We start from the raw sequence: 12894 nt of genomic DNA, 5'->3' as shown, positions 1-12894 counted from the left end.
TCGATCCATCCCCAAGACAATAATACGGAATCTAGGCCCGCTCCTGCCGAGGCGATATTCGCCATTCCATCTAGTTTCGGGCTCAGGCAATCAGAAAGCCTATCCAACAGGCATTCCACAGAATACCTTCGAGTTGGTGATAGCTTGCGCCACTTTCGGCCGCGAGGCGCTGTCACGCGGCGGCTTGAATAGCCCGAACTTTGAGGTGATTAATGAGCTTGGACGACATTGTCGAACGTCGTATAGCGGACGACGATCAGCTTGAAGACACGATCAAAAAGAGCGGCATCCTTGGACCTCCTGGGTAGTACAAATTGAAAATTGCGGCCTCATGTTTCAAACAGGTCGGTGGATGACCCGCGAGGATGGTTTCGAAGCGGGGTCGCCTACGGTCCTCAAGGCGAGAATTCTAGAAGACGTTCAGCAATGACCCATCACGTACAAAACGCTCGAATTCTCATGTACAGCCACGACACGTTCGGGCTCGGCCACTTGCAGCGCTGCCGGACAATCGCGCATTCGCTGGTCGAGGATTTCCGCGGACTTCAGGTGCTTATCATTTCGGGTGCGACTATCGCTGGCGCCTTCGACTACCGCGCCCGTGTCGACTTCGTGAAGATCCCCAGCGTCATCAAGTTGCGCAACGGCGAATACACCTCGCTGGAAAAGGATATCGATCTGCATGAGACGCTAAGGATGCGCCAGTCGATCATCCGCCACACCGCCGAGACCTTCCGGCCGGATATCTTCATCGTCGACAAGGAACCGCTCGGCCTGCGCGGTGAGATTGAGGACACTCTGTCCTACCTCAAGACGCGGGGCACCACGCTCGTGCTTGGCCTGCGCGAGGTGATGGACGCGCCGCATCTGCTCGAAGCGGAGTGGGCACGCAAAGATGTGATGCGCAAGATAGGCCTGTTCTACGACAAGGTCTGGGCCTATGGTCCGCCGGATTTCTACGATCCGTTGACTGGCTTGGATGTGCCGCCGGCTATCAGGGCAAAGATGAGGTTCGTCGGGTTCCTGCAACGGAGCCTGCAGCGGAACGAGTTGCCCGGCCACCGGCCCGAGGGCGACTATATCCTCGTTACCACCGGTGGCGGCGGTGACGGCGCCGACCTGATCCACGACGTCATCGATGCCTATCACCAGGATCCGCAATTGCAGCATAGGGCGCTGATCGTGCTTGGGCCTTACATGCCGGCGCGCAAGCGCAACAAGCTGCTCAAGAAGGGGTGCAAGATCCCCTACATCAAGATGATCGAGTTCGACAACCGCATGGAAGACCTGATTGCCGGCGCCAAGGCGGTAGTGGCGATGGGCGGTTACAACACCTATTGCGAGATACTATCTTTCGACAAGCCGGCGCTGATCGTGCCGCGCGTCACGCCCCGCGAGGAACAACTGATCCGCGCACGGCGCGCAGCCGAACTCGGCCTCATCGAGATGCTTTTGCCGGAAGAAGCCGAGGATTCCCAGCGGTTTGCCAATGCACTGAAGGTGCTGCCGGAGCGGCCCCGCCCATCGCAGAGCAATCCGCATCTGACGCTGGAAGGGCTGCCTCATATTTCCGAAATCGTCGCGGAACTGCTCGACCGGCGGGCCGGCCATCACCTTTCGGTCATTGAAGGCATGAACTGAGTTGCAACATCGCAAGATCGTCGTGGTTCTGAAGGGCTATCCACGGCTGTCGGAAACCTTCATCGCGCAGGAACTGCTCGGTCTGGAGCGTGCGGGGTTCGACCTGATACTCGTCGCGCTCAGGCGGCCGACCGACTCAAAACGCCACCCCGTGCATGACGAGATCAAAGCGCTCGTCCACTATCTGCCGGAATATCTGCATGAAGAGCCGCTGCGCGTGGTTCGCTCGCTGTTTGCCTGTATGCTGTGGCCGGGCTTCTGGCGCGCGCTCGGATCGCTGGCTAGCGATATCCCCCGCGACTTTACGCGCAATCGCGCGCGCCGCTTCGGGCAAGCGCTCGTGCTGGCGGCCGAATGGCCGGAAGGCGCGGGCTGGCTGCATGCACATTTCGCGCATACGCCGGCATCGGTGACGCGCTATGCCAGCCAGCTTCGTGGACTGCCCTGGAGCTGCTCGGCCCATGCCAAGGACATCTGGACTTCGGCGGACTGGGATCTGGCCGGCAAGCTTTCCTCGGCGCGCTGGACAGTCACTTGCACGAAAACCGGCTTCGACCGTCTGAAAAAACTCGCTAACGGCAGCTCCTCTGTGCATCTGAGCTATCATGGGCTCGACCTTGATCGCTTCGGCAGTTTCGGCGAGGCGCGAAAACAGCATGATGGCTCGGCGCCGGACGAACCGGTTATCGTTTTGAGTGTCGGGCGCGCCGTTGAAAAGAAAGGTTACGATACGTTGCTGGAGGCCCTCGCCCTCTTGCCTGGTGATTTGGCGTGGCGTTTCGAGCATATCGGCGGTGGCGAGGAACTGGAACGGCTCAAGGCGCTGGCGCAAAAGCTCGGACTGGATGGTCGCGTCTCTTGGAAAGGCGCGCTTGCGCAGGAGGAGGTGCTTGAGCACTACCGAGGCGCCGACATCTTCGCCCTGGCCTGCAGGATCACCGCAAATGGCGACCGGGACGGTCTGCCGAATGTTCTGGTGGAGGCGGCCAGCCAGAGGCTTGCCTGCGTGTCGACCGATATTTCCGGCGTGCCGGAGCTCTTATCGCCGGATGAAACCGGGCTGCTGGTTCCGACGGAAAACCCAATTGCCCTGGCACAGGCGCTGGAGCGCCTGATCCGTGATCCCGTGCTGCGCGCCCGCCTCGGCGAGGCCGCGGAGCGGCGCGTGCGCGGCAATTTCGATCATATGGCAAGCATTGGACAGCTCAAGGAACTGTTCGAGCGGGAGTGGCGGGCCGCCGAATGAAGCGGCTGCGCGCTTTCTTCTATGTCCAGCACCTGCTCGGCATCGGCCATCTCGCGCGCGCCAGCCGCATTGCGGCGGCTCTGGTCGATGACGGGTTTGACGTAACCGTCGTGACCGGCGGGGCGCCGATCGCGGGGTTTCCGGGACGGGGTGTAAAATCTGTAACCCTGCCACCTGTCACCTCCGGTGATGAAGGATTTTCCGGACTCGTCGACCTGCAGGGCAAACCCATCGATGATGATTTCAAGAAATGGCGTTCGGAGCTGCTGCTGCAGGCATTCCGGGATTGCAGGCCTGATATTGTCATTGTCGAGGCGTTTCCATTTGGACGCCGGCAGATGCGTTTCGAACTCTTGCCGCTGATCGAGGCCATCGACGCGACATCGCCCAGACCGCTGCTGGCGACGTCCGTCCGTGATATCCTTCAGGAGCGCGTCAAGCCGGGCCGAAACGAGGAAACGGTCGATCTCATCAACAGGCATTTCGACCTTGTCATGGTCCACGGCGATCCGGCTTTCGCAACCATCGACAAGACATTTCCACTGGCTGGGGCGATCAGGACCGAGGTCACCTACACAGGGCTCGTTGCCGCGCCGCCAGCGCCCGCGACCTCCGAGCGCTTCGACGTTCTGGTGTCGGTTGGCGGCGGGGCTGCCGGAAAGAGCCTTGTCAGCTCCACCATCGCAGCGGCGCGGAATGCTAACAACGGTTGGAAATGGTGTTTGATCACCGGCCCAAACCTGCCGAAAGACGAGTTTGACGCGATCGCACACGATGCCACGCCGGGCCTGTCCATCTTCCGGTTCCGCGAGGATTTCGCCAGCCTGCTGACCGGCGCCCGCCTGTCAGCCTCGCAGGCGGGTTACAACACGGTCTGCGATGTCCTGCGCGCGGGTTGTCGCTCCCTGCTCGTTCCATTTGCAGCCGGCGGGGAAACCGAACAGACGGTTCGCGCCCTGATGCTCGAAGAACTCGGTCTTGCAACGGTGCTGATGGAAAATGACCTGACGCCTGAAGGTTTGGCGCAAGCGATCGAACAGGCGCTTGTGGGACCGACGCCATCCGCGCATCGTCTCGATCTGGAAGGCGCGCGTCACTCGGCGCAAATCCTGCGTGAGCGGTATCGAACCTGGTCCCTAAAAGTGAGGCCCGGTTTCGGAAAAGTATATGATCAAACAGACGATGGATTCTAACGCGCGTCTGGCGAGGTTCGTGCGACGCGCTTCAAGTCCTTGTTTTTATCCACGTCGTTGTCCCAAAACCGCTACGCGGGCGAAATGCATTAAACAGTTCCAATCAGCATGAAGCGCGTATAATTTTTTGTCGGTAGTTCGCCGGAGAACCGCACCTCCCGTAGCGCCGCCATTGCTTCGAAGGCTGCAAGTGAGGCCACGCAGTTGATGTGCGTTGGCTCGCTGAAATAATCGTTCGATTGTAGCAGTACATTCATGCCCCGCGGAAGCAGAGCAAGCCAGGCGCGCAGATCGGCTATGTGTTCGCAGCTCGTATTGACCGTCAGGTCGGGCCGCCCGGCCGCATAGTCGAGTGCGTACATATCTGCCGTCAGCGCCCGGAACCGGTCGCCGGCTTCCCGGTTGAGGGTCCGGGCGACCGGCGCGACTTCGGGATCGATGTCGATGCTATCGACCGCCGCGATGTCGAAGCGGGCGTCGTTGAAAAACATTGCCGGCAATATGCCGTACCATCCACCCAGAACCCATATGCGCTCGAACCGCCCGCCGCAGCTTTCGAACAGCCTATCGAGCGCCCACATCTTGCAGGCGACCTGCTTGTGGTTGAAGGCGTTGGCGATATCGGCCTTCGGATGCTTGGTCACGACGCGCGCCAGCCCTGCCACGAGAGGGCAGTTGACATAGGCGGCAATTCCGCGCGTGAGGTCCAAGGCTTGCTCGTGCCAGTCCAAGCCGGCATTGCGTGGTTGCGTGACATCCATCATATTCGCCTTGTATGTTGGGATTTCGGGCGACACAACGCAATCTTGCCTCGCGCAAGGCTGTTGATTCGCGGATGTGATTATGCTGCAAGCTGCTTCGCCATTGCCCGGTGCCGGAGAGAGCCTGTTGCATCTGTCCGGAGCAGCGGCGTCCATCTGGCAGCACCAGCCGCGCAGCCGGGGCCTCGTGCCGCTCGGCTATTCGCCAAAACCCTACGGAAGCCGCGAACCGTTCGGCCAGCTGCAGTCTTCGCTGATCGCCAATTCCCACGTCGTTGTCATCGACCATGCGCCGGAACTGGATCGCGCCGCCTCGCAGGTTCCGGCCATCGTTGAGCGCAGGACAATCTCCGTGCACTGCAGCTTCGAGCTTGCCGCTGGCGACGAAGAAATCGCCGATATGCTATTCGCCAGCAGGTGCTTTTACATCCTGCATCTTTCCAACTGAAGGGTCCACAGCCGCATATGGAACCCAGCCTAGCCCGCTATATCTGGACGCACACCAAGAAGCAGCAACTCTGGATATTGATGATCGTCGTGCTTTCGATGATCCCGTATTTCATGTCCTTCGACCTGCCGAAACTGATCGTCAACGGCCCGATCCAAGGTGGCGGCTTCGAGCAACCGGGCGCGACCCAGCCATTCATGAGGCTACACTATAACTTGCCGTTCATTGGAGAGGTCCAGTTCTTCTCCGGTTTTCAGCTCGACCGCAAGGAGACGCTGTTTGCCCTGAGCGTTGTGTTTCTCTTGCTAGTCATCATCAACGGCCTGTTCAAACTCTACATCAACACCTACAAGGGCCGCCTCGGCGAACGCATGCTGCGGCGTATCCGTTTCGATCTGGTCGATCGTGTGCTGCGGTTTCCGCCGGTTTACTTCAAGCGGGTGAAATCCGCCGAAGTGGCGACCATGGTGAAGGACGAGGTGGAGCCGCTGGGCGGCTTCATCGGCGATGCCTTCGTGCAGCCGGTGCTGCTCGGCGGCCAGGCGCTGACGGCCATGCTGTTCATCATGGTTCAGAACGTCTGGCTCGGAATGATAGCGGCTGTGATCGTGGGGATCCAGATCGTGCTTATCCCGCGAATGCGGCGGCGGCTGATCGTGCTCGGGCGCGAGCGGCAGTTGACGGCGCGCGCGCTTTCGGGCCGGGTTGGCGAAATCGTCGACGGCATCGGCGCGGTTCACGTCCACGATACATCAAACTACGAGCGCGCCGACATAGCTGCCCGGCTCGGGCTCATCTTTAAGATCCGCTTCGATCTTTACCAATGGAAATTCATGGTGAAGTTCCTCAACAATTTTCTCGCGCAGGTCACGCCCTTTTTGTTCTACATGATCGGCGGGTACCTGGTCATCCAGGGGCGGTTGGACGTCGGCCAGCTCGTGGCCGTGATCGGCGCCTACAAGGACCTGCCCGGACCGATGAAGGAACTGATCGATTGGGATCAGGCGCGGCAGGATGTCCAGGTCAAATATCAGCAGGTCGTTGAACAGTTTACCGCCGAGGGTCTCATTGCGCCGACAATCGGGGCATTGGCGATCGACGATCCCGCTCCGATGACCAACCCCCTGTCGGCCATCAATCTGTCCATGGCAGACGATGGCGGTGCAATGCTCCTCGATCGTATCTCCCTCCAGGTCAGGCCGGGTGAGACGGTGGCGCTGGTCAGCACCACAACAGGTGGAGCGGAGGCGCTTGCAGAAGCCTTCGCGCGGCTGAATCGGCCGGACAGCGGAAGGGTCGCTTCGGGCGCCGACGACCTGCTTGAACTCCCCGAAGCAGTGACCGGCCGGCGCATGTCCTATGCCTCGTCGGATGTTTTCCTGTTCCAGGCAAGCCTCCGCGATAACCTGCTCTACGGGTTGAAGCACGCGCCGCTGACATCGGTGACTTATGAGGGTGCTGCGGCAGACCAGCGCCGCTGGAACATCGACGAGGCGCGTCGGTCGGGCAATCCGGAGCTTGATATCCACAGCGACTGGATCAACTATGCTTCCGCTGGCGCTACCGGCCCGCACGACCTCTTTGAAGCCGTGCGCCGGGTGCTCGACGCGGTTGTTCTGTCGCGCGACATTCTGGATCTTGGCTTGCGCTCTTCGGCCGACCTCACGCGTCACACGGAGCTTGCCAGGCGGATCGTCGAACTGCGTGCGGCGCTGCGAACCCGGCTGGAACACGAAGGGCTGAGCGGACTGGTGGCTCCTTTCGAACCGGGCGCGTACAACAAGGAAGCAACGATCGGCCAAAACCTGCTCTTCGGCGCTGCCGCCGGCCCCGAACTGGCCGACAGGGCTCTGGCGGCCAATCCCTATTTTGCTTCTGTGCTGAAGCAAGCCGGCCTCGACCGCACGTTCTACGAAATGGGCATGGAGATCGCCGAACAGGCGATCGAGCTGTTCGCCGACCTGCCGCCCGATCACCAGTTCTTCCAGCAGCTCGCCTTCATGAGCGCCGAGGAGATACCCGCCTACGAAAGCTTGCTGCAACGGCTCAAAAACCGTCCCTACGAGGCGGTTTCGGAGAACGACCGCGCCATGATCATCACCTTGAGCTTTAACTATATCGAGCCCCGGCACCGCTTCGGCCTGCTGAGCGACGAGCTCATGAGCAAGATCGTCGCTGCACGCAACCAGTTCTATGAAAACCTGCCGCCCGAGCTGCAAAATGCAGTCGAACGATATGATCCTGCCAAATACATTGCCGCGGCTACCGTCATGGACAATGTCCTGTTCGGGCGTGTGGGCACCAACCATCCCGACGCGCCGGACCGTATACGGTCTATCGTCTATGACATCCTTGACGAACTGGGGCTTTATGACGAACTTCTGGATGTCGGCCTGGACTTCAACGTCGGCTCCGGTGGCAGGCGGCTGACCGGTGGACAGCGACAGAAGCTCGATGTTGCCCGGGCCCTGATCAAGCGTCCCGATTTTCTCATTCTCAACCGGCCGCTGTCGGCGCTCGACCAGCGCATGCAGGATAAGGTGCTGCGAAACGTGCTCGAGGAAGCCAGACGCGACGGCCATTCGCCGGCAATTGTGTGGGTCGTGACGAATCCGGCAATGGCGATGATGTTCGATCGCGTTGTCGTCTTCGACTCGGGTCGTTTGGTGGAAGACGGAACACACGAGACACTTTTGGCAGGGAACGGTATCTTCAAGGAACTGCTGTCATAGAGCTTTGGACATTCCGATGGGATCATTCTGCCGGTGGGAACTTGTTGCAAGGTCAAGGGATTGAGGTTTGCACCTGATCCGGGTTCGCCACCATTCGCGTGGTTCGTCTCGCCATCCCGGAAACAGAATTGATTCCATCTGGGCGTCCGTTGGTCTAGTCTGGCAAACGCGAATTGGGAAGGTTTGCGACAATGCTGCTCAAGGATGAAGTTGGAATGCTGCAACGCGTTCCCTTGTTCGCTGCCATCGAGCCGACAAAGCTCAAGCTGCTTGCGTTCACATCCGATCGTGTGAGCTACAGCGCCGGCCAGATCCTTTTCCGGCAGGGCGACGAGGGAGACGCCGCCTATGTCATCCTTTCAGGCAGGGCAGATATTCTGGTCGATTCCGACAGCGGACCGATAAAAGTTGCCGAACTGGAGTCAAATTCGATTGTTGGCGAGATCGCCATATTGTGCAACAGCTCCCGCACTGCCACCGTCAGAGCGGCAAGTCCGCTGGAAGTCTTGAGAATCCGTAAGGATCATTTCCTGAGGCTTATGAGGGAGTTCCCGGAAATGACCATCGAGATATTGCGGGTTCTTGCCGATCGCCTAAGCCATACGACCGCGGATCTGATCGACGCACGAAGCGCCAAATAACCAAGACGTGCGCTCGATCCTCGCCGTCGTGATGGCATTGTCCTCTTGCTGAGAAGGTCGCCCGGAGAAAGCCTGTCTCGCATAGCAGCAGTTGTTTGGCTAAGATGGGCGAAGGGGTAGCATGGACGACGACGTTTTCCTGGTCAGGTTTTGGGGTGTGCGCGGCAGCATTTCGGTATCAGGGCCAGAATTCTCTCGCTATGGCGGCAACACAATCTGCATTGAGATGCGATGCGGTAAGCATACGCTTCTGTTCGACGCGGGCTCTGGCCTACGGCCTGCCGGCGGGGCGCTTCAGGCGTCGGCCGTGACCGATTTCGACCTGCTTTTCACCCATTGCCATTACGATCACATCATCGGGTTGCCGTCTTTTGCGCCGATCTATGACCGGAGCGCCAAGGTTACGCTTTGGTCCGGGCATCTTGCAGGACACATGACGACCCGGCAGATGGTCGATGAGTTCATGCGGCCGCCGTGGTTTCCGGTGAAACTGGAGATCTGCAAGGCAAGCCTCGACTATCGCGATTTCGTATCCGGAGACGTGCTTCGGCCGCGCGAAGGGGTGGTGGTCCGAACCGGCAGTCTTATCCATCCGGGCGGCTGCATAGGCTACCGAGTCGAATGGGGCGGCCGCGTCGTGGCGGTGATCACAGACACTGAGCACGAGCCGGACAAACTCGATCAGGCGGTGCTCGCCCTGATCGAAGATGCCGACCTCGTCATTTACGATTGCACCTACACCGAGGAGGAAATGGAACGCCGCCGCGGTTACGGGCACTCGACATGGCAACAGGGCGTCAAGCTCTGTGAGGCGGCCGGTGCGCGGGGGCTTGCGCTGTTTCACCACGATCCGACGCGGACCGACGAGGACCTGGACGAGATCGAGAAACTGGCCAAAGACAGGTTTACCGGCGCTTTTGCCGCGCGGGATGGCCAGACGCTCAAATTTCCAGTCTCATTGCGCAAAAAGCGCTGAGCTATTTTCCTCTAGAGCGGTTCACCGTTTCACAGAAACGGCGAACCGCTCTATCTCTTTGTTTTGACGCAATTCCCAAGGGAAAGCGCTACGCGCTTTTCCCGGGAAAACCGCTCACACTTTTCCTGGAATTGCTCTAGCGGCGCTGCGCCCGATCAATGTCCTGATCGGAAGCCATGCGCAGGCTTCAGTCTGTGCGGTGACTGTGAACAGCCGTTCGAGGAAGAGCCAGGCCGATTCATCATGCACGAGATGGTGGGTGAGCAGGCCGACCGGTTCGCCGCCGTCGATTGCATGCTGCAATTGCGCGATGATAGCCTGAACCAATAGGCCATGATCGCGGCAGCCGCGCGTGCCATGCCAATCCATGATGTCGACATTGCTGTTGATGACTGCAAGTGAAGCCGGCCTCGGCGGCCCATAGACCGACAATGCCGAAAATCCTATCGATCCAAGGTCGGATACCAAGCCGGCGTCGATCCTGTTCCAAGGTGGCACCAGCATCGGAACGGCACGTGCGCGGTGCAGTTCGGTTACGTGCGTCAGCCCGCGAGCCAGATCATCGAGCACCGCCTCGCGTGGCCGATGCGCGCCGAGTTCCTGCTTTTTCTGGTGCTCGGGCGCATGATTTCGGTGCGCCCAGCCATGGATGGCGACCGCGGCATGCGGCGCCTCGCCAAGCCGGACGACAAGCTTCTCATCAGTCAGGGCGGGAATGACGGCCAGAGTGACCGGAACCGCGAATTTACCGGTAAGGTCGAGCAGCCGATCAAGCGCAGGCGTCGGATCCACGGCGTCGTCGTCGCGCAGCCAGAACTCTGCCTTACGGTCCGCCCGTTGCAGGCACGCCAGTTCTTCCACCAAGGGCTGCCAGACCTGATCGGATGTCATGAAACCGGGATCTTCGCAAGAAGTTTGGCCAGGCGCGCCGCTGCAACACCGAGGGAACGTTCTTCGAGGATGAAACGCCTGGCTTCCGCGGCCATGATGGTTCTTTCGTCGTTGCCGGCCAGAAGCCTTTCAATGGCAGAAGCGAACGCCGCCACATCGCCCGGCGGGGTGAGAAACCCGGTCTGGCCATCCCGCACGACCTCCGGCACGCCGGCGATGTCCTGAGCCACCACCGGAAGGCCGGCGGCCTGCGCTTCAAGATAGGCAATTCCATAGGCCTCGCCATAACCCGGCCAGACGTAAATTCCCCCACGGTAGAGGACATCCGGCACGGCGGCTGGCTCAATCGCGCCAAGCCATTCGATACGGTCGGCGGGCAAGCCGGCGAATTGCGCTTTGACCTCGTCGCGGGCAGGCCCATCCCCGACGACCGACATGGTCCAGGGCAGGTGGCCGATCGGACCGAGCGCCTGCGCCAGCATGCGATAGCTTTCGACTTTGTCGCCCGGGCGCATCATGGCGACGGTAACGAGGCGCGTCGGACAACCCCGTGCCGGCAGTTCCCGGAATACCGATGTGTCGATGAAGGGCGAAAGCATACCGAGAGCGGCGTCGGGAATCGCATCTGTTAGTCCCTGACGATCCCTTTGCGTGAAGCAGATGTTCAGCGCTGCCTGTTCGACGGCTCGCGCCACCAACGCTTGCGTATCGGCCCACAAGCCGGCGTTGCGCCGCCTCGAATAGGAGGCTTCCGCTGTCACGTAGGGGACAGCAAAGGCCGACGCCAGCTCGGGCCCGATCAGGTCGGGCGCCTTGTAATAGGGATGATAGGAGAACCAGAGATCGGGCTTGCCGTCACGATCCCAAAGCTTGGTCAGCCGCGCAGCCTCCTCTCGGGCCTCGGTCTTGAGCGCATCGAAACTCTTCGACTCCGGTTCGCGTAGATACAAGCGCAATTCGGATGCCAGTTCGACGCTATGCCCTACATGCTCCAGCGCCTTAACCAGCATCCGTGCCATCTGGCGGTCGCCGGAGGCAACGGGATGATTGGGTGACTTCAGCGGCGCGTAGAAAGCAATTCGCATCGCCGGACCCTATCATCGGAAAGCCTGCGCAAGTCAATTTCGAACCATGATCGACTTCACCTTCAAGCACTGGAATGTGCTATCTGATGCTCATGGAAACAGCTGCCGCGTCCGACCCGTTTGTCGCTTCTTTGCCGGTCTTCGCAAGGTTCGAAAGCGTTGCCGATATCGATAACTATCGGCCTCTCCCCGATGGCTGGGCGCTGGCCACCGCAGACATCGTCGGCTCGACCAAGGCGATCGAGGCGGGGCGCTATAAAACCGTCAATATGGCCGGTGCCAGCGTCATTTCGGCGCTGCTCAATGCGCTGGGTAGGCAAGATCTTCCCTTTGTCTTCGGCGGCGACGGCGCGCTCGTGGCGTTTCCTGGCTCGGCGCTGGAGATCATCCGCAACGCGCTGGCGGCTGTCCAGAGATGGGTGGCGGACGAACTGGATCTGACCTTGCGTGCCGCAATCGTGCCGATAAAGGATATAAGAGCGCAAGGCCTCGACGTTCGCGTGGCGAGGTTCCAGGCCTCCGAAGCGGTCTTCTATGCCATGTTCGCCGGAGGTGGCGGCAGTTGGGCGGAAGCCGAGATGAAAGCCGGGCGCTACCGCATCGATCCTGCGCCGGCCGGCGCGCGGCCGGATCTGACCGGCCTCTCCTGCCGCTGGAACCCGATCGAAGCCCGGCATGGCGAAATCGTCTCGATCATAGCCGTACCGGGGGCGTTGCGCGACCTGCGCGGTTTTCAGTTTCTGGCTTCCGACATCATCGCCCTTTCCGGCAGGCAGGAACGCGATGGCCACCCGGTGCCGGTGAACGGGCCGAGCTACAGTTTTCTGCCCGCCGGCCTCGATATCGAGGCGCGGGCCATGGCACCCGCAGGATGGCGGTGGCTATCGAAGCTGTGGGTAGTGTTCCTGATGACGCTTACGGCTGTTACGGATAGATATGGCTGGAGGATCGGCAGTTTCGATCCGAAGATCTACAAACGCGACGTGGCCAGCAATTCGGATTTCCGGAAGTTCGACGACGGCTTGAAGATGACCATCGACGTTGACGCGGATGTGTTGCAACGGATCGAGAACCGGCTGAAACAGGCGGAAGAGGCGGGCATCTGCAACTATGGCCTGCACCGCCAGAAATCGGCCTTGATGACATGCCTCGTCGCATCGCCGCTGCAGCGCGATCACGTTCATTTCATCGATGGCGCCGCCGGCGGCTATGCGATTGCTGCCGCAAGCCTGAAGGCGAAGGTGCCGGTCTGATGACGGCTTGCGGAAACCGATTTTCCG

General features: G+C 60.4%; 11 protein-coding genes. 8 read left to right on the top strand and 3 right to left on the bottom strand.

Annotated features, from left to right (window positions below):
• The first annotated feature begins 426 nt into the window (after positions 1 to 426).
• Genes CIT25_RS05955 through CIT25_RS05945 form a run of 3 tightly spaced genes read left to right on the top strand, consistent with a single transcriptional unit; the run spans position 427 to position 4080 of the window.
• Entirely contained in the window at positions 427 to 1641 is a 1215-nt protein-coding gene (locus CIT25_RS05955) for a glycosyltransferase family protein (RefSeq protein WP_095483629.1), read from the top strand.
• A 1-nt stretch (position 1642) separates the two neighbouring features.
• A complete protein-coding gene (locus tag CIT25_RS05950) occupies positions 1643 to 2887 on the top strand; it encodes a glycosyltransferase (protein ID WP_095483628.1) in 1245 nt (414 codons plus the stop codon).
• Positions 2884 to 4080 (top strand): glycosyltransferase family protein, encoded by a 1197-nt coding sequence (locus tag CIT25_RS05945; RefSeq protein ID WP_095483627.1) that lies wholly within the window; start codon positions 2884 to 2886, stop codon positions 4078 to 4080. The genes CIT25_RS05950 and CIT25_RS05945 overlap by 4 nt, the downstream gene beginning before the upstream one ends.
• Before the next feature lie 89 nt (positions 4081 to 4169).
• On the opposite strand, the gene CIT25_RS05940 is transcribed toward CIT25_RS05945, so the two are convergent.
• On the bottom strand, positions 4170 to 4841 hold the full coding sequence (locus CIT25_RS05940) for a class I SAM-dependent methyltransferase (protein ID WP_095483989.1): 672 nt from the start codon (positions 4839 to 4841) through the stop codon (positions 4170 to 4172).
• Between the two features lie 82 nt (positions 4842 to 4923).
• On the opposite strand from CIT25_RS05940, the gene CIT25_RS05935 reads away from it, so the two are divergent.
• From CIT25_RS05935 to CIT25_RS05920, 4 genes are all read left to right on the top strand, one after another.
• On the top strand, positions 4924 to 5289 hold the full coding sequence (locus tag CIT25_RS05935) for a hypothetical protein (RefSeq protein ID WP_095483626.1): 366 nt from the start codon (positions 4924 to 4926) through the stop codon (positions 5287 to 5289).
• 17 nt (positions 5290 to 5306) lie between these two features.
• Entirely contained in the window at positions 5307 to 8021 is a 2715-nt protein-coding gene (locus tag CIT25_RS05930; RefSeq protein ID WP_095483625.1) for an ABC transporter transmembrane domain-containing protein, read from the top strand.
• 191 nt (positions 8022 to 8212) lie between these two features.
• Positions 8213 to 8662, top strand: coding sequence for a cyclic nucleotide-binding domain-containing protein (locus tag CIT25_RS05925; protein ID WP_095483624.1), 450 nt, complete (start codon positions 8213 to 8215; stop codon positions 8660 to 8662).
• 121 nt (positions 8663 to 8783) lie between these two features.
• Positions 8784 to 9638, top strand: a complete 855-nt coding sequence (locus CIT25_RS05920) for an MBL fold metallo-hydrolase (RefSeq protein ID WP_095483623.1) — start codon at positions 8784 to 8786, stop codon at positions 9636 to 9638.
• 114 nt (positions 9639 to 9752) lie between these two features.
• Here the strand turns inward: CIT25_RS05920 and CIT25_RS05915 are convergent, their stop codons facing one another.
• Together CIT25_RS05915 and CIT25_RS05910 are read right to left on the bottom strand one after the other, a co-directional pair.
• The gene (locus CIT25_RS05915) at positions 9753 to 10529 is read right to left on the bottom strand and encodes a polysaccharide deacetylase family protein (RefSeq protein ID WP_095483622.1); all 777 of its coding nucleotides are present in this window, start codon (positions 10527 to 10529) and stop codon (positions 9753 to 9755) included.
• The gene (locus CIT25_RS05910) at positions 10526 to 11614 is read right to left on the bottom strand and encodes a glycosyltransferase family 4 protein (RefSeq protein WP_095483621.1); all 1089 of its coding nucleotides are present in this window, start codon (positions 11612 to 11614) and stop codon (positions 10526 to 10528) included. Before CIT25_RS05910 ends, CIT25_RS05915 begins: the two co-directional genes overlap by 4 nt.
• Before the next feature lie 92 nt (positions 11615 to 11706).
• On the opposite strand from CIT25_RS05910, the gene CIT25_RS05905 reads away from it, so the two are divergent.
• Positions 11707 to 12867 carry a DUF3095 domain-containing protein gene (locus CIT25_RS05905; RefSeq protein ID WP_095483988.1) on the top strand — a complete coding sequence of 387 codons (1161 nt, stop codon included), beginning with the start codon at positions 11707 to 11709 and terminating at the stop codon, positions 12865 to 12867.
• Positions 12868 to 12894 lie beyond the last annotated feature (27 nt).

The sequence above is a fragment of the Mesorhizobium mediterraneum genome (assembly GCF_002284565.1).
Taxonomy (GTDB): domain Bacteria; phylum Pseudomonadota; class Alphaproteobacteria; order Rhizobiales; family Rhizobiaceae; genus Mesorhizobium; species Mesorhizobium mediterraneum.
This window is presented reverse-complemented; position numbering and strand designations above follow the sequence as displayed.

What these genes read in the sequence shown, in the direction of transcription:
- CIT25_RS05955 (WP_095483629.1), top strand. Translation starts at nt 427, where the DNA reads ATGACCCATCACGTACAAAACGCTCGAATTCTCATGTACAGCCACGAC.
- CIT25_RS05945 (WP_095483627.1), top strand. Translation starts at nt 2,884, where the DNA reads ATGAAGCGGCTGCGCGCTTTCTTCTATGTCCAGCACCTGCTCGGCATC.
- CIT25_RS05940 (WP_095483989.1), bottom strand. Translation starts at nt 4,841, where the DNA reads ATGGATGTCACGCAACCACGCAATGCCGGCTTGGACTGGCACGAGCAA.
- CIT25_RS05935 (WP_095483626.1), top strand. Translation starts at nt 4,924, where the DNA reads ATGCTGCAAGCTGCTTCGCCATTGCCCGGTGCCGGAGAGAGCCTGTTG.
- CIT25_RS05930 (WP_095483625.1), top strand. Translation starts at nt 5,307, where the DNA reads ATGGAACCCAGCCTAGCCCGCTATATCTGGACGCACACCAAGAAGCAG.
- CIT25_RS05925 (WP_095483624.1), top strand. Translation starts at nt 8,213, where the DNA reads ATGCTGCTCAAGGATGAAGTTGGAATGCTGCAACGCGTTCCCTTGTTC.
- CIT25_RS05920 (WP_095483623.1), top strand. Translation starts at nt 8,784, where the DNA reads ATGGACGACGACGTTTTCCTGGTCAGGTTTTGGGGTGTGCGCGGCAGC.
- CIT25_RS05915 (WP_095483622.1), bottom strand. Translation starts at nt 10,529, where the DNA reads ATGACATCCGATCAGGTCTGGCAGCCCTTGGTGGAAGAACTGGCGTGC.
- CIT25_RS05910 (WP_095483621.1), bottom strand. Translation starts at nt 11,614, where the DNA reads ATGCGAATTGCTTTCTACGCGCCGCTGAAGTCACCCAATCATCCCGTT.
- CIT25_RS05905 (WP_095483988.1), top strand. Translation starts at nt 11,707, where the DNA reads ATGGAAACAGCTGCCGCGTCCGACCCGTTTGTCGCTTCTTTGCCGGTC.